The following is a 21,255-nucleotide window of genomic DNA, read 5'->3' on the forward strand; positions in this document are numbered from 1 at the left end:
GTGGTCGTAGCGTAATGTTTCCCTGCGCGTCTTTTATCAGCCGCAACGCCGGACGCAGCACCGGTAATCCCACCGCCATGTCCGGACACGGCGGATCAAAATGGAAATAAGGCGCCAACTGCTCAACCGCAAACGCCAGACGTTTGTGGCCGCCGTCAAAGCGTACCGGATTGCCGAGCAGGCAGGCGCTGATGCCAACCGGGATCTGACCGAACGCCATGCTTTAACCTCATAAAAATCATCCACTGTTATCAGCATAGCCGATCCCACCACCACTCAGGGTAAACGAGAGGAAGAATAAGGTAAGAAATCATGAGATTGGCGCGAAAATTTGCCATCTGGATTCGCCGCGAGGGACTTAGGGAAAGATCAAATGCAGGAGCTTGATAAAAAGGGTCTACCGGTTGCAGGATAAAAAATGCCGTTCACCCACTATGCGTATGTGAACGGCAATGGGTATATGAACGGCATAGTCCAAGAAAAGAGATATTTACTGCGATAAAATCAATAGAAATCGCACGCCGCGTTTTCCGATTGCGCCAGCCACACCGGCTTGTCGCTGGTTTTCAGCCAGACACGGTGCAGATAGCTGTAAAAACGCGCCCGATCGCGGCGAAACAGCATCACCGGTAAGGCGGCGACGCCGATGATTACCACGGCAATACGGCGCAGTACAATGCGATATAAGGGATAAGCAGTGTAGAGTGACATAACGATCCTCCTCTAAAGGCGAGTTCCCCTTGCCAGTTGGTTACTCACATTAACGATAAAACCCATATGGGGAATTGGTTAAAACTTTACCGTTTATAGCGCAAGTTTACTACTCATCGGACCAGAAAAAGATCAAATAATCGCCGGTTTTTTCTCTGTTATGTCATTAGGTTATGGGTTGGTTAACAATAAATATTCAGTTTGTTAAAGAGAAAGGACTTATTACGCAGCGATGGTGCGCTTTCTGGTTATCCGCCGCCTCTCGGCGTAACATGGCTGCCTGGCTCGTTTCACTATTACCTTTCCATTTCCGTTTATTCAGGAAACTCTCATCATGAGTAGCTGGTTAATCTACGCCCTGCTTTCCGCCCTGTGCGCCGCGCTGGTCGCCCTGTTTGGCAAAATCGGCCTGCAAAATCTGGATGCCAATACCGCAACCGCCATCCGCGCCGTGGTGATGGCGCTTTTTCTGGTCGGCGTGGTGGTCGCGCAGGGAAAAGTCGCACTGGTAGGCGAGGTCATGGCCAATAAAAAGGCCCTGTTGTTTATTCTGCTCAGCGGCGTGGCCGGCGCCATGTCGTGGCTGTTTTACTTTGTGGCGCTCAAAAACGGCAATGTCGCCCAGGTGGCGCCGATTGATAAACTCAGCGTGGTGTTTGCGGTGGTATTGGCCGTGGTGTTGCTGGGGGAAAAGATTTCGCTGCTGGCCGGCGCAGGCGTGGCGTTGATTTCAGTTGGCGCGCTGCTTGTCGCGCTGGGATAACAGGCGCCGCATCGCGGCGCCCAAATACACGCTTACTTGGCGTTAGCCAGCACCGCGCCGACAATCTCCACCGCTTCCTTCTCGATGCGCGCCCGGTGCTCCGCGCCGAGAAAACTCTCGCAGTAGATTTTATAGGCTTCTTCCGTACCGGAAGGACGCGCGGCGAACCAGCCGTTATCGGTCATCACTTTCAGCCCGCCAATCGCCGCGCCGTTGCCCGGCGCCGCCGTCAGACGCGCGGTGATCGCATCGCCCGCCAGCGTATCTGCCGACACCTGTTCCGGCGACAGGCGGGATAACGCCGCTTTTTGCGCCTGGGTCGCCGGAGCCTGGATACGGTTATAGCTGGGCGCGCCGAAACGTTTAGCCAGATCATCGTAATGCTGCTGCGGATTTTTCCCCGTCACCGCGGTAATTTCCGCCGCCAGCAGACACATAATGATACCGTCTTTGTCCGTCGACCACGGCGTGCCGTCAAAGCGCAGGAACGATGCTCCCGCGCTCTCCTCGCCGCCGAAGCCGAAACTGCCGTCAAACAGGCCGTCAACGAACCATTTGAAGCCCACCGGCACTTCCACCAGCTTTCGACCCAGCTGCGCGACGACGCGATCGATCATCGCGCTGGAGACCAGCGTTTTACCGACGGCCACCGATTCGCCCCACTGCGGACGATGCTGGAACAGGTAATCGATGGATACCGCCAGATAGTGATTGGGGTTCATCAAGCCGGCCGGGGTAACGATGCCGTGACGGTCGTAGTCGGGATCGTTGGCGAACGCCAGATCGAATTTATCGCGCAACGCCAGCAGCCCGGCCATGGCCGATACCGACGAGCAGTCCATACGGATCACCCCGTCGTGATCCAGCGTCATAAAGCGGAAAGTCTGATCGATGGCGTCGTTCACCAGCGTCAGATCCAGCTTGTAATGCTCGGCGATGCGCTGCCAGTAGGCAATACCGGAACCGCCCAGCGGATCGACCCCCAGTTTCAGGCCCGCGCGCTGAATCGCCGCCATATCCACCACGCCGGACAGCCCTGCAACGTAGGGCTGCACCAAATCCTGTTGGTGCACATAGCCGCTTTTCCAGGCCTGATCCAGCGTAATGCGTTTCACTTCCCGCAGATTATCCGCCAGCAGCGCGTTCGCCCGCTGTTCGATCACGCTGGTGAGGTTGGTATCCGCCGGGCCGCCGTTGGGCGGATTGTATTTAATACCGCCGTCTTCCGGCGGATTGTGCGACGGCGTAATCACAATGCCGTCCGCCAGCGCGCCGCCCTGACGGTTATGCACCAGAATGGCGTTGGAGACGGCGGGCGTCGGGGTAAAGCCATTGTCCTGCTGGACGATAACCTCCACGCCGTTGGCCGCCAGCACTTCCAGCACCGAAATAAAAGCCGGTTCGGACAGCGCATGGGTATCTTTGCCGACATAGCACGGGCCGCTGACGCCCTGCTTTTTGCGTTCTTCCGCAATGGCCTGCGCTATCGACAGAATATGCGCTTCGTTGAAACTATGCCGCCCCGCGCTGCCGCGGTGGCCTGAGGTGCCAAACTTCACCGCATGCGCCGCATTTCCGACTTCCGGACGCAGAACATAATATTGTGACGTCAACTGAGCCACATTGATTAAATCGCTTTGCCGGGTAGGCTGTCCGGCTCTTGGGTGATTAGCCATTGGCGTTTCTCCCTGACGCTGTCATTGATTAGATGGTTCCGCAAACTTTCTCTGTCAGTTCCGCCGGGAACTGCATCGTCAGCATAATGTGTTCGATCATGCTGCGTTTACGGTCGGTGTTGGTATTGGTGATAACCCAGTATGGCGTACCCGGAATATGTTTGGGTTTGGTATGCGTGCCATTCTGCAGCAGGGTTTGCTGGTCGCCGGCGAAATAAACCCGCGTACGGCCATGAAGCGATTCCGTCGCCTGCGCAAATTCCGGCGGCGATAACAGATACAGCGTAGACAATACCAGCATAAAACGGTTGATCGCCTTGTTCTGTTCGGCGTATTCATCCGACAACAGCAGCTCGCGCACCGCCCGAACCCGATCGCCCGGACGCGGGGACGCGGCCGGCTGCGCGTTGCGCGCGCCCTCCTCCGACTGCGTCGCCCTGGACTGACCGGCGGTAAACTTCAGCATGCGGCGTAAAATATCCGATGCGCTTTCACCAATATGCTGCGTATGGCTGGCGATATAACGATAAAGCTCTTCGTCGACCTCAATAGTTTTCATCTTTATCCAGTACTGTTTTTTTACTCAAATCAATCGTCAAGAAGTATACAAGCTATCCGGCGCACTCGAACAGCGGTAGAACGACGACAACGCAAAAACTCGGATTATGCCTTGCCGCCCCTGTTGCTGTTAAAGTGGTCATAGTTGCTTCTTCCCCGGCAACATAACGTCGTAAAGTCATGATACCCTAAGCGCCTATCTCTACTGAATGAACTTCATTATGAAATTGAATTACCGCCGGAAAAATGCGCTTCATCCCAGTGACAGGCTGCCCGTTATCCTGATACACGGCCTGTTTGGCAATCTGGATAATCTTGGCGTGCTGGGCCGAGATTTGCAAAATCAGCACGACGTGCTGCAGCTGGATTTACGCAATCACGGCCTGTCGCCGCGTTCGCCGCAGATGACCTACCCGGCGATGGCGCAGGACGTGGCGGAGCTGATGGACCAACAGCAGATTGAGCGGGCGATTGTTATCGGCCATTCGATGGGCGGCAAAGTCGCCATGGCGCTCAGCGCCCTTATCCCGCAACGGCTGGAAAAGCTGGTGGCCATTGATATCGCCCCGATGGATTATCAGACGCGCCGCCACGACGCCGTTTTCGCCGCCCTCAACGCCGTCACCGAGGCGGGCGCCGCATCGCGTTCCGCCGCCGCCGAACTGATGCGCCGGTTTATTAAAGAAGAAGGGGTGATTCAGTTTCTGCTGAAATCATTCCAACAGGGCGAATGGCGCTTTAACGTGCCGGTGCTGTGGGATCAATACGAAAATATCGTCGGCTGGCAGGAGGTTCCCGCCTGGCCGGAGCCGATTCTGTTTATTCGCGGCGCAAACTCGCCCTATCTGGATGACGTTCATCGCGACGCCCTGCTGCGCCAGTTCCCCGCGGCCCGCGCCTATGTGATAAGCGACGCAGGTCACTGGGTCCATGCGGAGAAACCCGAGGCGGTATTGCGCGCCATTCATCGTTTTCTCGCCGCCGGATAGCCAGGATGCCCGGATTAACCGTTGTCGCCGCCAGCACGGCTGGGGTATGATGGCGCCCGCAGTAGAGGGACGGCTGATTCAGCCACAAGCATTGTAACCACATCATCAAAATGCGCGCGTCGGCGGGCGTTTTGGTCCGAAGACCTTGCAGTATCATTACCTATGGCAAAAGAACAAACGGATCGCACCACGCTGGATCTGTTCGCAGATGAGCGTCGCCCCGGCCGCCCGAAGACCAATCCGCTGTCACGTGATGAACAGCTAAGAATCAATAAGCGTAATCAACTGCGGCGCGACAAGGTACGCGGGTTGCGGCGGGTCGAATTAAAAATCAACGGCGAGGCGGTCGATATCCTGAACAGCCTGGCTGAACAACGGAACATCAGCCGCAGCGAACTTATCGAGCAGATGCTGTTGGCGCAGTTGGCCGAACAAACGTCCTGAGATAACGATCTCTTATGGCTTGAGCGGCGTCATCCCTGACGCCGATAAAAAAACCGGACTTAGAATTTTTCCCAGTTATCCTGGCTGGGCGGCAACGCTTTTGCGGCCGGCGCGGCCGCTACGGCTTTGGGCGCCGGCGCAGACTTCGCCGCGGACCGCGGTTGCAGATTCTGCTGTTCGGAGAGATGGAATAGCGAAACGGTCTGGTTCAGCAGCGCCGCCTGCTCTTCCAGCGACAGCGCGGCGGCCGAAGCCTGCTCCACCAACGCCGCATTCTGCTGAGTCACGCTGTCCATTTCCGCCACCGCCTGCCCGACCTGGGCTATCCCTTTGCTTTGCTCTTCCGATGCCGAGGCAATCTCACCCATGATATTGGTAACATTCGTCACCGCGCGAACAATGTCGTGCATGGTGTTGCCGGCATCCTCAACCAGATTCGAACCGGTATCCACACATCTGACGGATTCGGAAATCAATCCTTCTATTTCCTTGGCCGCCTGGGCGCTGCGCTGCGCCAGGCTACGCACCTCGCCGGCGACAACGGCGAAGCCGCGCCCCTGTTCCCCGGCGCGCGCGGCTTCCACGGCGGCGTTCAGCGCCAGAATATTGGTCTGGAACGCAATACCGTTAATCACCGTGGTAATTTCGGCGATCTTGCGCGAACTGCCGGAGATTTCCGCCATGGTTTTCACCACGTTCTCTACGATATCGCCCCCTTTCTTCGCCGTGGTGGACGCCTGCAAGGCCAACTGACTGGCATGGTTGGCATTTTCCGCGTTCTGTTTTACGGTGGCGGTCAGCTGTTCCATGCTGGCGGCCGTCTCTTCCAGCGCCGAAGCCTGCTGTTCGGTACGTGACGACAGATCGTTGTTTCCCGCGGCGATTTCCGACGCCCCCTGATAAATCGAGTCGGTACTGTTTCTGATGGTGCTGACCGTGTTCGCCAGGCTGGTTTGCATTTCACGCAACAGCGGGAATAACCTGCCGACGCAGTTACGGCCAAAATCCTTGATGGGCTTTCCCAACTGGCCGGAGGCAATCACGCCGAAGTGATCGCGCAAATCATTTAACGGCCGCACCAGGCATGTCACCAGATAGCGATCGGTAAAGAACAGCAGCAGCAGTCCGATAATCAACCCCGTCAGCAGAATATTTTGACCGATGGTGGTGATCTGTTCAAAACGTACGCCGGCCGCGGCAAATTTCTCCGAGCCAGCCTTATTGAAAGCGCTCATTGAAGCCCCGAACTGACGACTCAACGGCGGGACCACATTTTTAGCCTGCTCCTGGTATTCATCAAACTCGTTCGCCGCCGCTTTTTGATATGAAAGCTCAACGCCCTGAACAATCAAATTATGCCAGTCGCGGCTGACCGCCTGAACCAGCGCATCGTCCAGCCCTGCATGGTCGATGCCATAGAATGATACCAAATCCGCTTTTAACGTATTGAGCGCATTCAGCGCCGACGCCTGTTCTTTATCCGCCGTTTCATTATCGCCATTGCGGCGCGCATCCACGGCGCGGGCCAGGCGCGTGACCATCCGGAAATACTGATCGTTGCCCTGATTAACATAATTCATGTTTTGCACCAGCAGACTGCTGGTCTTGGACGTCGCCGTCATCTCCTTGAAGGAAAACATGGTATATAGCGACACGCCGCCCCATAACACGCAGAAAATGCCAAGTACCCACAACATGGCCGTTCTGATGGCAATGTTCTTTAAAAGTTTCATGGTTCACTCCAGACCTAACGCGCATAAAAAAGATGTTTTGATGGTTAATCAGCGTTGAAGTACAAAATTCAAGCCGCCGGGATATGTGGCCACTCCCTGGCGTTGATGTCCCGTAATATTTAACAAATAAAATCACTTAATTAATCGACAAAACTCAGAGAACATTTACCCCTATCACGGCTTTCGCCAGAGTTTGTTTTCTATTCTGTGAACAATTTCATAACCTTTTATAAATACAAATTTCTTGTCCCCCGGAATTTCAGTTAAAAAATACCCGCCACAATTTACTTCTCCTTACCGATACGAGTTTCTCATGCCGGTTGTGTCTGTTATTATTAGTCGATAAGCGGGTAAAAAACGGCACCATACCATTAAGAATCAAGAGGTTATTTAATTCATGGCACTGATAGGAATTTTCTTTGGCAGTGATACCGGCAATACCGAAAACATTGCCAAGACGATCCAACAGCAGCTGGGAACCGACGTTGCTGAAGTTCATGACATCGCCAAAAGCAGTAAAGAAGACCTTGAAGCTTTCGATATTCTATTGCTGGGTATCCCCACCTGGTATTACGGTGAAGCCCAATGCGACTGGGATGACTTTTTCCCTACGCTGGAAGAGATCGACTTTAGCGGCAAACTGGTCGCTCTGTTTGGCTGCGGCGATCAGGAGGATTATGCGGAATATTTCTGTGATGCCATGGGAACCATCCGCGATATCATCGAACCGCACGGCGCGACCATCATCGGACACTGGCCGACGGAAGGCTATTACTTTGAAGCGTCCAGAGGTCTGGCGGATGACAAACATTTCATCGGTCTGGCTATCGACGAAGATCGCCAGCCTGAACTGACCGCCGAGCGCGTTACCGCCTGGGTGAAACAGATCGGAGACGAGCTGAATTTGCCAGAACTGACGGCTTAAAACCACGTTTTGGCTCTGACAACTCCCCCGTCAGAGCCAAATCAATAGAAAAAACCTTTCATTAAGATTGATACATTTTTTTAACTTCCGGCCACAAATCTGTACAATACCCCTATCGGTTTTGTATGTTCTCCATCGTTTTCCTCATTTGCCAACAATGCATTGCGTGCTACCTCTGTATTGTGCGTGGGAATAACCTTGTTAACATTGCATGGTTTCCATTTTGAATGCACGGTTCTATAATTGAGACGCTATTATATTTTTTGAGCCGACCGATGCCATAGGCTAGATAGCCCCCATTGATTAAGTAAGCAACAGGACTAAACCCGCATGACTGACAATAATATCGCATTAAAGAAGGCCGGCCTGAAAGTCACTCTTCCGAGACTGAAAATTCTGGAAGTACTGCAGGATCCGGAGTGTCACCACGTCAGTGCGGAAGATTTATATAAGAAACTGATTGATATGGGCGAAGAGATCGGTTTAGCGACCGTCTACCGCGTACTGAATCAGTTTGATGATGCTGGTATCGTTACCCGCCATAATTTTGAAGGCGGAAAATCGGTTTTCGAACTGACCCAGCAACATCATCATGACCATCTGATTTGCCTGGATTGTGGCAGAGTGATTGAATTCCGTGATGAGTATATCGAAGCGCGGCAACGTGAAATCGCGGAAAGACACAGCATTAAACTGACCAACCACAGTTTGTATCTGTATGGCCATTGCAGTGAAGGGGATTGCCGTGAAGACGAAACCCTGCACGATGAAAAAAGATAAATCAACCGCATAAAAAAATCGCCGGGAGCGATTTTCAACGTCGTTCGCGACGGCCCATAGGGTGACGGGCAGGATAGCCCGTCATAATAAATCGCCGGGGCGATTTTTAACAAAATAAAACCGCCTCGGCGGTTTTATTTTTTTATCCTGTAGACAACCCTGCGGTTATCCCACCCAGGTATCCCGCAGACCCACCGTACGGTTAAATACCAGATGCTGCGGACTGGAATAAACCCGGTCGGCACAGAAATAGCCTTCCCGCTCAAACTGGTACGCTTTTTCCGCTTCCGCCTGCGCCAGGCTTGCCTCAACAAAGCCATGGGTCACTTGCAGCGATTCGGGATTGATGGTTGACAGGAAATCATCCGCCGCCCCGGGGTTGGCCACGCTGAACAACCTATCGTACAGCCGGAATTCCGCCGGCAGGCCATGCGCCACCGACACCCAGTGAATAACCCCTTTGACCTTGCGTCCATCGGCCGGATCCTTACTCAAAGTGTCCGGATCGTAGCTGCAATAGATGGCGGTGATAACCCCCTGCTCGTCTTTATCAATGCGCTCCGCTTTGACAACATAGGCATTGCGCAGGCGAACTTCCTTGCCCAGCACCAGACGCTTATATTGCTTATTGGCCTCTTCACGAAAATCCGCGCGATCGATATACACTTCGCGGCTGAAGGCCACCTGGCGGGAGCCCATTTCCGGCTTATTCGGATGGTTTGGCATGGTAACCAGCTCTTCATGTCCCGCAGGAAGGTTTTCAATCACCACCTTCACCGGATCCAGCACCGCCATGGCGCGCGGCGCATTGGCGTTAAGGTCGTCGCGGATACAGGACTCCAGCGCCGCCATTTCAACGTTATTATCCTGCTTGGTGACGCCGATACGGTAACAAAACTCGCGGATAGACGCGGCGCTGTAGCCACGGCGACGCAAACCGGAAATGGTCGGCATACGCGGATCGTCCCACCCTTCAACAATCTTTTCCGTTACCAGCTGGTTCAGCTTGCGCTTGGACATGATGGCGTATTCAAGATTAAGGCGGGAAAATTCATACTGCCGCGGATGGCAAGGTATGGTGATGTTATCCAGCACCCAGTCATACAGGCGGCGGTTATCCTGGAATTCCAGTGTACATAGCGAGTGCGTCACCCCTTCCAACGCATCGGAAATACAGTGGGTAAAATCATACATCGGATAGATGCACCACTTGTTGCCGGTCTGGTGGTGTTCGGCAAACTTGATCCGATACAGCACCGGATCGCGCATCACGATAAACGACGACGCCATATCAATCTTGGCGCGCAAACAGGCGGTTCCCTCGGCAAAGCCGCCGTTACGCATTTTTTCGAACAGCTCCAGGTTTTCCTGCACGCTGCGATCGCGGTAGGGACTATTTTTGCCCGGCGACGTCAGCGAACCACGGTATTCGCGGATCTGCTCCGGCGTCAGCTCGTCCACGTACGCCAATCCCTTACCGATCAGCTCCACCGCATACTGATGCAGCTGATCGAAATAATCGGAGGAATAACGCACATCGCCGCTCCATGAGAAACCCAGCCAGTTAACGTCGCGTTTGATCGACTCAACGTATTCAATATCTTCTTTTACCGGATTGGTATCGTCAAAACGCAGGTTGCATTGCCCGTTATAGTCCTGGGCGATACCGAAGTTGAGACAGATAGATTTCGCATGCCCGATATGCAGATAGCCGTTAGGCTCCGGCGGGAAGCGCGTCTGAATACGGTCATGCTTACCGGACGCCAGATCTTCATCAATAATCTGGCGGATAAAGTTTGTTGGGCGGGCTTCAGCCTCACTCATGCTTGGTTCCTCAATGCTTAAACGACATATAACCGCTAATGATCCAACAAGCCAAGCCGGGAAACAACCGTTAGTTTGATTAAATTCCCGGTGAGGAAAAAAAACGGAGCGAGATAGCAATCTCGCCCCGCGATTTCATCTATTTACCATGGTTCACACAGTAAGATGGCGCTTTACGCTACGCTTCGCTGACTTTTTTCAGCGCGGACGCGATGGACTCCGCCTGGGTGCCGACCACAATCTGCACATTCTGCTTATTCAGCCGGATAACGCCCGCCGCGCCCAGCCGCTTGGCCAAGGCTTCATCCACCAGGCTGGAATCCGCCACGTTCAAACGCAAGCGGGTGATGCAGGAATCAATGGCCAGCAGATTGTCTTTACCGCCGACGGCCTGTAAATAGCCGCGGGCCAGCGTGGTCATATCGCCCGACGCCGCCGCCGAGGCGTTTACATCATAGCCGTCCGCTTCACTGCCGCTTACCGACAGTTCGCGTCCCGGCGTCAGCAGATTGAAGCGCAGGATGGTGAAACGGAACGCCAGATAGTAAATAACGAAGAACGCCAACCCCTGCGGTATCAACATATACCACTGCGTCGCCAGCGGGTTGCGGGACGACAGCACCATATCAACCAGTCCGGCGCTAAAACCGAAACCGGCGATCCAATGCATGCTGGCCGCAATAAACACCGAGATCCCGGTGAGCAGCGCGTGCAGAACATACAGCACCGGCGCCACAAACATAAAGGAGAACTCCAGCGGCTCGGTGATGCCGGTAAAGAATGCGGCGAATGCCGCGGCAAGCATAATCCCCGCCACCTTGCTTTTATTCTCCGGGCGCGAGCAGTGATAAATAGCCAGCGCCGCCCCCGGCAGGCCGAACATCATAATCGGGAAGAACCCGGCCTGATAACGTCCGGTAATGCCGGCGACCGCTTTCCCCGCGTCGATGGACTGTTGTCCGGCCAGGAAATTCGGGATGTCGTTAATTCCGGCCACATCAAACCAGAACACCGAGTTCAGCGCATGGTGCAGACCGACGGGGATCAACAGGCGATTGAAAAAGGCGTAAATACCGGCGCCGGTCGCGCCCAACTGCTGAATATACTCGCCAAAAGCGACCAGCGCGTTATAAATGACCGGCCACGCATACATCAGGATAAAGGCGACCAGAATCATCAGGAATGAGGTGAGGATCGGCACCAGGCGCCGTCCGCTAAAGAATGACAGCGCTTTTGGCAGTTCCACCTGACTAAAGCGGTTATACAGCTCCGCGGAAATCACCCCGACCAGAATACCGATAAACTGGTTTTTAATATTGCCGAACGCGGCGGGCACCTGTTCCAGCGGAATTTTCTGGATCATCGACACCGCTTCCGGCGAACCGAGCGTGGTCAGCACAAGGTATCCGACGAAACCGGTCAAGGCCGCGGCGCCATCTTTATCCTTCGACATACCGTAAGCCACGCCGACGGCAAACAGCGCCGCCATATTTTCGATAATGGCCGCGCCCGATTTAATAAACAGCGCCGCCAGGGCATTTTCACTTCCCCAGCCGACCGGATCAATCCAGTAGCCAATCCCCATCAGGAGCGCGGCGGCGGGCAGCGTGGCGACTGGCACCATCAACGCCCGGCCGATTTTTTGCAAATAACCAAGAATACTCACATGTTCCTCTCTTCCCCTGTGGGACAAAAAACTGCCGGTTAAACCTGCTCACAGCCGGGTAAAACCACAACGGGTGGTTTTGGCATGGAGTGTAAGAAAAATATTTCGCTTCACAAATTAAACCCTACCATTATGTGATAACAATCACTAAAAAATCGCATATAAAAAGTTTATACCTGCATAAATCGCCAACTTATTTTAAGATGAAAAAAAACAGGCTACACTGATACGCACTGTTATTTCGCTGCTGAAACGCGCCGCCAAGGCGATTTAGCGCGATACTTATTTAATCGTCCTCAAACAATCAGGAGACCGCTGATGAGACTGATTCCTCTCTCTACCCCCGCTGAAGTCGGCAACTGGGCCGCACGTTATATCGTGCAGAAAATCAACGAATTCAACCCGAGCGCCGCCCGCCCTTTCGTGCTGGGCCTCCCCACCGGCGGTTCACCGCTGGAAGCCTACAAAGCGCTGGTGGCGATGCACCGGGCCGGAGAGGTGAGTTTTAAGCATGTGGTGACGTTCAATATGGATGAATATGTCGGCCTGCCCGCCGAACATCCGCAAAGCTATCGCAGCTTTATGCAGCAGAATTTATTCAATCACGTTGATATTCCTTCGGAAAACATTAACCTGTTGAATGGCAACGCGGAAGATATCGCAGCGGAATGTCGCCGTTACGAAGAGAAAATCAAGTCTTACGGCAAGATCCACCTGTTTATGGGAGGCGTAGGAAATGACGGGCATATCGCTTTCAATGAACCCGCCTCTTCTTTAGCTTCCCGAACTCGAATCAAAACCCTGACGGAAGAGACGCGCCTCGCCAACTCTCGTTTCTTTGACGGCGATGTTAACCTGGTGCCGAAATTCGCCCTTACCGTCGGCGTCGGCACCCTGCTGGATGCCGAGGAGGTAATGATCCTGGTCACCGGACGCAACAAGGCCCAGGCATTACAGGCCGCGGTGGAAGGAAACGTAAACCATATGTGGACCATCAGTTGCCTGCAACTTCACGCCAAAGCGGTAATGGTATGCGACGAACCGTCGACGATGGAGCTGAAAATCAAAACCGTTAAATATTTCCGTGAGTTAGAAACGGAACAGATGAAAAATCTTTAATCAGTGGTCGGGAGTCGACGATGTACGCTTTAACAAACGGCCGGATTTATACCGGCCACCAGGCGCTGGATAATCACGCGGTGGTGATTGCCGACGGTCTGATAGAGAACGTTTGCCCCGTTAGCGACCTTCCCGCCGGGCTGAAAAGGCATGACCTTGGCGGCGCGTCGCTCGCCCCCGGATTTATCGATCTCCAGCTAAACGGCTGCGGCGGGGTTCAGTTCAACGACTCGCTGGAATCCATCTCGGTGCAAACGCTGGAAACCATGCATCAGACCAACCTGAAAGCGGGCTGCACCAGTTTTTTGCCTACGCTTATCACCTGCAGCGATGAGTTTATGAAGCACGGCGTGGAAGTGATGCGCGCCTATCTGGCGCAGAACAGCTTCCAGGCGCTGGGCCTGCACCTCGAAGGCCCCTGGCTGAACGTAATAAAAAAAGGCACGCACAACGCCGACTTTATTCGTCAACCGGCGCAGGAACTGGTGGATTTCCTGTGCGCCAACGCGGACGTCATCAGCAAAATCACCCTGGCGCCGGAAAAAGTCTCCCCGGCGATAATCCGCCAGTTGGCGGACGCCGGCATCGTGGTTTCCGCCGGCCACTCCAACGCCACCTGGGAACAGGCCAAACGGGGCTTTGCCTGCGGCATTAGCTTCGCCACCCACCTGTTCAACGCCATGCCTTATCTCACCGGCCGCGAACCCGGCCTGGTCGGCGCCGTTTATGACGCCCCTGAAATCTATTGCGGCATTATCGCCGACGGCCGCCACGTTAGCTGGGCCAATATCCGTAACAGCAAGCGGATTAAAGGCGAAAAGCTGGTGCTGGTCACCGACGCCGTGGCGCCGGCGGGATCGACGATTGACCGGTTCATTTTTGCCGGTAAAACCATATACTACCGCGACGGCCTGTGCGTGGATGAAAACGGCGTGCTCAGCGGTTCGGCCCTGACGATGATAGAAGCGGTGCGCAACTGCGTGGAACAGGCGGGGATCCCGCTGGATGAGGCGCTCAGAATGGCGACCCTCTATCCAGCGCGCGCCATCGGCACAGACAGGCAGCTAGGCAGCATCGAAAGCGGTAAAGTCGCTAATTTGACCGTTTTCGACCGTAATTATCACATTCTCAATACTTTTGTTAACGGCAGCGATGAATTGGCGGTGACAAGGAATTGACCATACGCGGATAACTTTTCATGACCATTGGCGGACAAGCGCAGATAGGGAATGTTGATCTGGTTAAACAATTAAACAGCGCGGTCGTGTACCGCCTGATCGATCAACAAGGGCCGATTTCACGCATCCAGATAGCGGAACAGAGCCAGCTTGCCCCCGCCAGCGTCACCAAAATCACCCGCCAGCTGCTGGAGCGCGGGTTGATCAAAGAGGTGGAGCAACAGGCTTCCACCGGCGGCAGACGCGCCATTTCCATTGTCACCGAAACGCGCCCGTTTCATGCCATCGCCGTGCGCCTCGGGCGCAATGACGCCACCGTCGCGCTATACGATTTGCAGGGAAAATCCCTGGGGGAGGCGCACTACGACCTGCCGGAAAAAACCCAGGAAAGCGTGGAAACCGCACTGTTTAAAGCCATCGCCCACTTTATTGATAACCATCGGCCGCGCATCCGCGAGCTGATCGCCATTTCCGTGGCGTTGCCCGGTCTGGTCGATCCCCATGCCGGTCTCGTGCGTTATATGCCCCATATCGGCGTCAACAACTGGCCGCTGGTGGATAATATCCAGCGCCGTTTCCAGGTCGCCAGTTTTGTCGGCCACGATATTCGCAGCCTGGCGCTGGCGGAACACTACTTTGGCGCCACGCACGACTCGCTGGATTCGCTCCTGGTGCGCGTCCATCGCGGTACCGGCGCCGGGATCCTGGTTAACGGACAGATATTTCTCGGCACGAACGGCAACGTGGGGGAAATCGGCCATATACAGATTGATCCGCTGGGAGAGCGCTGTCACTGCGGCAATTTCGGCTGTCTGGAAACGGTCGTTGCCAATGGGGCCATCGAACAACGCGTACGGCATTTATTGCAGCAAGGCTACCCCAGCAAAATCGAGGCGGATAACTGCACCATCGCCGCCATCTGCAAAGCCGCCAATCGGGACGATCCGCTGGCTCGCGAAGTAATTGAACACGCGGGACAATATCTGGGGAAAGCCATATCCATCGCCATCAACCTGTTTAATCCGCAAAAGGTGGTGATCGCCGGGGAAATTACCGCCGCCGAAAAAACCTTGCTGCCCGCCATTCAACGCTGCATCAATGCGCAGGTGCTGAAAGATTTTCGCAATAGCCTGCCCGTTGAAGTATCCGCTTTGAACCACCTCTCGGCGATCGGCGCCTTTGCGCTGGTAAAACGCGCCATGTTAAACGGCGTGTTGTTGCAACATTTGCTGGAAACTCACTGATCGACGTTTTTTCTCATAAGAACGGGTTATGGAATCACTAAAAACATGACGATTCCAGCGGGTGAATTTATCGATTATTCATCAAATCGCCGTATAAATTATTCAAACATCATCAGCATGGCTTTTTTTATTAGATGATATTGAATTCCTATGGCGTTTTGATGCTAAATCATTGTCACTGACACGGCATTGGTAATCATTATGCAGGAAAAACGGCGGCGACATTGCCGTCCGTAAATTGCAGCTGATTAATCTGAAACAATTAGGGAGTCATCCATGTGTTCTATCTTCGGTGTGCTTGATCTCAAGACCGATCCTGTTGAAATGCGTAAAAAAGCGCTGGAATTATCACGCCTGATGCGTCACCGCGGACCGGACTGGTCCGGTGTCTATGCCGGCGACAAAGCCATTCTGGCCCATGAGCGTCTGTCCATCGTTGATGTGAACACCGGCGCCCAGCCGTTGTACAACCTCGCGCGTACCCACGTTCTGGCCGTTAACGGTGAAATTTATAACCACCAGGCGCTGCGTCAGCAATATGGCGACCGCTACGCGTTCCAGACCGGCTCCGACTGCGAAGTCATCCTGGCGCTGTACCAGGAAAAAGGCCCGGAATTCCTGGACGATCTGCAAGGCATGTTCGCCTTCGCGCTCTACGACAATGAAAAAGACGCCTACCTGATCGGCCGCGATCACCTGGGCATCATTCCGCTGTACATGGGATACGACGAATTCGGCAACTTCTACGTGGCTTCAGAAATGAAATCGCTGGTTCCGGTGTGCCGCACGATTAAAGAATTCCCCGCCGGCAGCTACCTGTGGAGCAAGGACGGAGAAATCCGTGAATACTATCATCGCGACTGGTTCGATTACGAAAACGTAAAAGACAACGAAACCGACGCCGATGCCCTGCGCGACGCGCTGGAAGAGTCGGTGAAAAGCCACCTGATGTCGGATGTGCCTTACGGCGTTCTGCTCTCCGGCGGTCTGGACTCCTCGGTGATCTCCGCCATCACCAAAAAATACGCCGCCCGCCGGGTTGAAGACGGCGAGCGCAGTGAAGCCTGGTGGCCGCAGCTGCACTCTTTCGCCGTCGGCCTGAAAGGCGCGCCGGACTTGAAAGCCGCTCAGGAAGTCGCCGAACATCTGGGCACCGTGCACCACGAAATCCACTTCACGGAGCAGGAAGGGCTGGATGCGATTCGCGATGTGATTTACCACATTGAAACCTACGACGTGACGACCATTCGCGCCTCTACCCCGATGTATCTGATGTCGCGTAAAATCAAGGCGATGGGCATCAAGATGGTACTGTCCGGCGAAGGCTCCGACGAAGTGTTTGGCGGCTATCTCTATTTCCACAAAGCGCCGAACGCCAAAGAGCTGCATGAGGAAACCGTGCGCAAACTGCTGGCGCTGCACCAGTATGACTGCGCCCGCGCCAACAAGGCGATGTCGGCCTGGGGCGTGGAAGCGCGCGTGCCGTTCCTGGATAAAAAATTCCTGGATGTGGCCATGCGCATCAACCCGCGCGATAAAATGTGCGGCAACGGCAAAATGGAAAAACACATTCTGCGCGAATGTTTTGAATCATACCTGCCGCACAGCGTGGCATGGCGCCAGAAAGAACAATTCTCCGACGGCGTCGGCTATAGCTGGATTGATACGCTGAAAGAAGTTGCCGCTCAGCAGGTTAGCGACCAGCAGTTGGAAACCGCGCACTTCCGTTTCCCGTACAACACGCCGACCTCCAAAGAAGGCTATCTGTACCGTGAAATCTTCGAAGAGCTGTTCCCGGTTCCCAGCGCCGCGGAATGCGTGCCTGGCGGCCCGTCAGTCGCCTGCTCTTCGGCTAAAGCCATTGAATGGGATGAATCCTTCAAAAAGATGGATGATCCCTCGGGTCGCGCGGTTGGCGTACACCAGTCCGCTTACTGATCGCCGGTTTTGTTTTTCGCTATTGCAACGGGCCGCACAGGCCCGTTTTTCTATCTGATTTAGTGGTAAAGCCGGCTTTTTGACGCTTTTCTCACCAGACTGTTCACAACCCAAACAAACGGCGCAGGGTAAGCCCTTTTCGGGAAAAAATTTGTTGACGCAATTAGGCCAACTACGCATAATGCGCCCCGCAACGCCGATGAAGGTGACGCGGAAAAGATGGCTACGTAGCTCAGCTGGTTAGAGCACAGCACTCATAATGCTGGGGTCACAGGTTCGATTCCCGTCGTAGCCACCATCTTTTGCGGGAGTGGCGAAATTGGTAGACGCACCAGATTTAGGTTCTGGCGCCGCAAGGTGTGCGAGTTCAAGTCTCGCCTCCCGCACCATTACTTTCACGGCTTGAAATAGCTTTTCGAAGCTTGATAATGGTTTTACTTAGTTTTGGGGTATCGCCAAGCGGTAAGGCACCGGTTTTTGATACCGGCATTCCCTGGTTCGAATCCAGGTACCCCAGCCATCTAATTGATATTTAAAAATTTTTGTTGAAACATAACAAAAACGGCAGTACGATTTGGCTACGTAGCTCAGCTGGTTAGAGCACAGCACTCATAATGCTGGGGTCACAGGTTCGATTCCCGTCGTAGCCACCACATTTTTGGGGTATCGCCAAGCGGTAAGGCACCGGATTCTGATTCCGGCATTCCCAGGTTCGAATCCTGGTACCCCAGCCAAATCAATATAAAAAAGCCCGCTAACGCGGGCTTTTTTATGGCAGCCTCCCCCTCGGGCCGTCGCTCAGCGACGTTAAAAAACGCTCCCGCTTAAACACCAATCGCATACTTCAACGCACGCTGTTTTAACCCGCCGGCGCGCTGCGCGGCCATCAATGCCAGATTGCGCGCCACACCGAGCGGCGCAAGCGAATTGCTGAAAGCGCTGTAGAACAAATCCATACCGCTTTGCATCAGCAGATTATCCGGCATACGGCGACGCTGGTAGCGGCGTAATACCGACTCCGAGCACCACGCCTCGCCGGCATCGCGGGCATGGGTTAACACCTCCAGCAATGCCTCCACGTCCCGATATCCCAGGTTCACCCCCTGCCCGGCCAGCGGATTGATGGTATGCGCCGCGTCGCCCAGCAGCGCCAGCCCCGGTTGCACATAGGTTTGCGCATGGCGCCGCACCAAGGGAAAGGAGCCGGCGGCCAACGCTTTCACCCGTTCCAGGCGTTGCGGGAAGGTCGCCGCAATCTCCTTATCCAACTGGGCGAGCGGCATGGCCTGAAGCTGACGGATGCGCTGCGGGCTGTCATACCACACCAGCGATCCCCAATTGTCGAACAGCGGCAGGAAAGCGCGCGGTCCGGCGGGCGTAAACTGCTGCCAGGTAACATCCTGCTGGGGGAGCGAGCTCTCCACGCCGATCAGCATGCAGGACTGACGATACTGCCAGCCGCTGACGCCAATCCCCGCCCACTGGCGGACCCGGGAGTTGGCGCCGTCAGCGCCTATCACCAGCGGCGCCGTCAGGCGCTGTCCGTCATCAAGCTGCAACAGCCATCCCGCGTCCGTGCGCAGCATGCTCTGCAGACCGCTCGGGCAGTAGCAACGGCAGCGCTCAACCTCATTCAGGGCGGCCCATAACGCCAGTTGCAATACCCGGTTTTCCACCATAAAACCCAGTTCGGGTAACCGGATATCCGCCGCATCGAACACCACGCGGGCATTATCCCATTCCCAGGTTTCCAGGCGGCGATAAGGGGCGCTGCGCATCCGTTGCACCCGCGGCCAGGCGCCAAGCCGTTTCAGCAGGGCAACGGAACCATGGCCGATCGCCGAAATACGTAAGTTCGGCGCACTGGCGGGGTCAAAAGGGACGGGTAATTCCTGCTCGATAACCGCCACATGAAAATCATTGCGGGCTAGTCCCAATGCAATGGCAGCCCCCACCATTCCGCCCCCGACAACGATCGCATCATAATGCATACTGGTTTATCCCTATCTGGCTATGCTTCTTATTATCAGCAAAGAAATATAGAAAACAGTGTACTGGATTTCAGGCCGACTTTTTATAAAAGCCGGCCGCCCTACCAAAGCGAATGTTTGCGAACTCTGGTCACAACGGCAGCAAAAGATTACAATACGCGCCCCCAATAAAGGGAAAGCTTTCTTACCCGCACTGAGTAATGGCAAGTCGATGACAAAAAAACTGCATATTAAAACCTGGGGCTGTCAGATGAACGAGTACGATTCATCCAAGATGGCTGATTTACTGGGAAGTACGCACGGTTATGAACTAACCGAGGTCGCGGAAGAGGCGGATGTTCTACTGCTGAATACCTGTTCCATCCGTGAAAAGGCGCAGGAAAAGGTCTTCCATCAACTTGGACGCTGGAAAGCGCTGAAAGATATCAATCCGAATCTGATCATCGGCGTTGGCGGCTGCGTGGCCTCGCAGGAAGGGGCCCACATCCGGGAACGCGCGCACTATGTCGATGTGATTTTCGGCCCCCAGACATTACACCGCCTGCCGGAAATGATTAACCACGTACAGGGAACCCGCAGCCCGGTGGTGGATATCAGCTTTCCTGAAATCGAAAAGTTCGACCGTCTGCCGGAACCCAAAGCGGAAGGACCGACGGCGTTTGTTTCCATTATGGAAGGCTGCAACAAATACTGCACCTTCTGCGTCGTGCCCTATACGCGCGGCGAAGAAGTCAGCCGCCCGTGCGATGACGTGCTGTTTGAAATCGCCCAGTTGGCGGAGCAAGGCGTGCGAGAAGTGAACCTGCTGGGGCAGAACGTCAACGCCTACCGCGGCGCCACCTACAACGGTGAAATCTGCTCATTCGCCGAGCTGCTGCGTCTGGTGGCGGCCATCGACGGCATTGATCGCATTCGTTTCACCACCAGCCATCCGATTGAATTCACCGACGACATTATTAGCGTCTATGAAGATACGCCGGAACTGGTCAGCTTCCTGCATTTACCGGTACAGAGCGGCTCCGACCGCGTGCTGACCATGATGAAACGCCGCCACACCGCGCTTGAATACAAGTCGATCATCCGCAAGCTGCACAACGCGCGTCCGGGTATTCAGGTCAGCTCGGACTTTATCGTCGGTTTCCCCGGCGAGACGCAGGCGGACTTTGAACAGACCATGAAGCTGATCGCCGATGTCAATTTCGATATGAGCTTCAGCTTTATTTACTCCGCTCGACCGGGAACCCCGGCGGCGGACATGGTGGACGACGTCACGGAAGAAGAGAAAAAGCAGCGTTTGTACATTTTGCAGGAGCGCATCAGCCAGCAGGCGATGCAATACAGCCGCCGCATGCAGGGCACCATCCAGCGCATTCTGGTGGAAGGCACCTCGCGCAAGAGCGTGATGGAGCTGTCAGGGCGCACGGAGAACAACCGGGTGGTCAACTTTGAAGGCACGCCGGAGATGATCGGCAAGTTTGTCGATGTGGAAATCGTCGACGTCTACCCTAACTCGTTACGCGGTATTGTGGTGCGCACCGAAGATCAGATGGATCTGCGCGTGCACGAATCCCCTTCCGCGGTGATTGCCCGTACCCGTAAAGAGAACGAAATCGGCGTGGGGATCTACCAGCCCTGATTGCTGTGCGAAGCGGGTTGCATCTCCAAGCTATGGGTGGCGTTGCCATCCATTTTTCTTATTTGCAGTCGCGGAGATAA

General features: G+C 54.7%; 17 protein-coding genes, 5 tRNA genes and 1 pseudogene. 15 read left to right on the plus strand and 8 right to left on the minus strand.

Features of this window, described 5'->3' with window-relative positions; genetic code table 11:
- Positions 1–4: 4 nt before the first annotated feature.
- Together EH206_RS15575 and EH206_RS15580 are read right to left on the minus strand one after the other, a co-directional pair.
- Positions 5–220 (minus strand): annotated as a pseudogene (locus tag EH206_RS15575) (2-thiouracil desulfurase family protein); the annotation flags it as partial.
- A 284-nt stretch (positions 221–504) separates the two neighbouring features.
- Positions 505–711: a YbfA family protein gene (locus EH206_RS15580; RefSeq protein WP_009113787.1), complete on the minus strand. Its 207-nt coding sequence runs from the start codon at positions 709–711 to the stop codon at positions 505–507.
- Between the two features lie 334 nt (positions 712–1,045).
- On the opposite strand from EH206_RS15580, the gene EH206_RS15585 reads away from it, so the two are divergent.
- Entirely contained in the window at positions 1,046–1,474 is a 429-nt protein-coding gene (locus tag EH206_RS15585; RefSeq protein WP_009113788.1) for an EamA family transporter, read from the plus strand.
- 32 nt (positions 1,475–1,506) lie between these two features.
- Here EH206_RS15585 and pgm read toward each other — a convergent pair whose 3' ends face one another.
- Both pgm and seqA read right to left on the minus strand, forming a co-directional pair.
- Entirely contained in the window at positions 1,507–3,150 is a 1,644-nt protein-coding gene (pgm, locus tag EH206_RS15590; RefSeq protein ID WP_009113789.1) for a phosphoglucomutase (alpha-D-glucose-1,6-bisphosphate-dependent), read from the minus strand.
- Between the two features lie 28 nt (positions 3,151–3,178).
- Positions 3,179–3,709 carry a replication initiation negative regulator SeqA gene (seqA, locus tag EH206_RS15595; protein WP_009113790.1) on the minus strand — a complete coding sequence of 177 codons (531 nt, stop codon included), beginning with the start codon at positions 3,707–3,709 and terminating at the stop codon, positions 3,179–3,181.
- Between the two features lie 220 nt (positions 3,710–3,929).
- Between seqA and ybfF the strand changes: the two genes are divergently transcribed.
- Together ybfF and ybfE are read left to right on the plus strand one after the other, a co-directional pair.
- Positions 3,930–4,697, plus strand: a complete 768-nt coding sequence (gene ybfF / locus EH206_RS15600; RefSeq protein ID WP_040343327.1) for an esterase — start codon at positions 3,930–3,932, stop codon at positions 4,695–4,697.
- A 162-nt stretch (positions 4,698–4,859) separates the two neighbouring features.
- Complete coding sequence (ybfE, locus tag EH206_RS15605; protein WP_009113792.1) at positions 4,860–5,141, plus strand: LexA regulated protein; 282 nt, start codon at positions 4,860–4,862, stop codon at positions 5,139–5,141.
- 59 nt (positions 5,142–5,200) lie between these two features.
- Here ybfE and EH206_RS15610 read toward each other — a convergent pair whose 3' ends face one another.
- Positions 5,201–6,874 carry a methyl-accepting chemotaxis protein gene (locus tag EH206_RS15610; protein WP_009113793.1) on the minus strand — a complete coding sequence of 558 codons (1,674 nt, stop codon included), beginning with the start codon at positions 6,872–6,874 and terminating at the stop codon, positions 5,201–5,203.
- Positions 6,875–7,271: 397 nt separating this feature from the next.
- Between EH206_RS15610 and fldA the strand changes: the two genes are divergently transcribed.
- The gene (gene fldA / locus EH206_RS15615; RefSeq protein ID WP_009113794.1) at positions 7,272–7,799 is read left to right on the plus strand and encodes a flavodoxin FldA; all 528 of its coding nucleotides are present in this window, start codon (positions 7,272–7,274) and stop codon (positions 7,797–7,799) included.
- 330 nt (positions 7,800–8,129) lie between these two features.
- Entirely contained in the window at positions 8,130–8,579 is a 450-nt protein-coding gene (fur, locus tag EH206_RS15620; protein WP_009113795.1) for a ferric iron uptake transcriptional regulator, read from the plus strand.
- A 165-nt stretch (positions 8,580–8,744) separates the two neighbouring features.
- Here fur and glnS read toward each other — a convergent pair whose 3' ends face one another.
- Positions 8,745–10,403, minus strand: coding sequence for a glutamine--tRNA ligase (gene glnS / locus EH206_RS15625; RefSeq protein ID WP_009113796.1), 1,659 nt, complete (start codon positions 10,401–10,403; stop codon positions 8,745–8,747).
- Positions 10,404–10,581: 178 nt separating this feature from the next.
- On the minus strand, positions 10,582–12,069 hold the full coding sequence (nagE, locus tag EH206_RS15630) for an N-acetylglucosamine-specific PTS transporter subunit IIBC (protein ID WP_009113797.1): 1,488 nt from the start codon (positions 12,067–12,069) through the stop codon (positions 10,582–10,584).
- A 318-nt stretch (positions 12,070–12,387) separates the two neighbouring features.
- Between nagE and nagB the strand changes: the two genes are divergently transcribed.
- The 9 genes from nagB to EH206_RS15675 all read left to right on the plus strand — a co-directional run bounded on the left by nagB (position 12,388) and on the right by EH206_RS15675 (position 18,282).
- On the plus strand, positions 12,388–13,188 hold the full coding sequence (gene nagB / locus EH206_RS15635) for a glucosamine-6-phosphate deaminase (protein ID WP_009113798.1): 801 nt from the start codon (positions 12,388–12,390) through the stop codon (positions 13,186–13,188).
- Between the two features lie 20 nt (positions 13,189–13,208).
- Positions 13,209–14,366 (plus strand): N-acetylglucosamine-6-phosphate deacetylase, encoded by a 1,158-nt coding sequence (gene nagA, locus EH206_RS15640; protein ID WP_009113799.1) that lies wholly within the window; start codon positions 13,209–13,211, stop codon positions 14,364–14,366.
- A 20-nt stretch (positions 14,367–14,386) separates the two neighbouring features.
- Entirely contained in the window at positions 14,387–15,610 is a 1,224-nt protein-coding gene (nagC, locus tag EH206_RS15645) for a DNA-binding transcriptional regulator NagC (RefSeq protein ID WP_009113800.1), read from the plus strand.
- A gap of 276 nt (positions 15,611–15,886) precedes the next feature.
- A complete protein-coding gene (asnB, locus tag EH206_RS15650) occupies positions 15,887–17,548 on the plus strand; it encodes an asparagine synthase B (protein WP_009113801.1) in 1,662 nt (553 codons plus the stop codon).
- Between the two features lie 221 nt (positions 17,549–17,769).
- Positions 17,770–17,846: transfer RNA gene (locus EH206_RS15655), tRNA-Met, on the plus strand.
- A 6-nt stretch (positions 17,847–17,852) separates the two neighbouring features.
- Positions 17,853–17,937 (plus strand) — tRNA-Leu (locus EH206_RS15660).
- 56 nt (positions 17,938–17,993) lie between these two features.
- Positions 17,994–18,068: transfer RNA gene (locus tag EH206_RS15665), tRNA-Gln, on the plus strand.
- A 56-nt stretch (positions 18,069–18,124) separates the two neighbouring features.
- Positions 18,125–18,201, plus strand: a tRNA-Met gene (locus EH206_RS15670).
- A gap of 6 nt (positions 18,202–18,207) precedes the next feature.
- Positions 18,208–18,282, plus strand: a tRNA-Gln gene (locus EH206_RS15675).
- 90 nt (positions 18,283–18,372) lie between these two features.
- On the opposite strand, the gene ubiF is transcribed toward EH206_RS15675, so the two are convergent.
- Positions 18,373–19,539, minus strand: coding sequence for a 3-demethoxyubiquinol 3-hydroxylase (gene ubiF, locus EH206_RS15680; RefSeq protein ID WP_136163847.1), 1,167 nt, complete (start codon positions 19,537–19,539; stop codon positions 18,373–18,375).
- 211 nt (positions 19,540–19,750) lie between these two features.
- On the opposite strand from ubiF, the gene miaB reads away from it, so the two are divergent.
- A complete protein-coding gene (gene miaB / locus EH206_RS15685; RefSeq protein ID WP_009113803.1) occupies positions 19,751–21,175 on the plus strand; it encodes a tRNA (N6-isopentenyl adenosine(37)-C2)-methylthiotransferase MiaB in 1,425 nt (474 codons plus the stop codon).
- Positions 21,176–21,255 lie beyond the last annotated feature (80 nt).

Source organism: Brenneria nigrifluens DSM 30175 = ATCC 13028 (genome assembly GCF_005484965.1).
GTDB classification, from domain to species: domain Bacteria; phylum Pseudomonadota; class Gammaproteobacteria; order Enterobacterales; family Enterobacteriaceae; genus Brenneria; species Brenneria nigrifluens.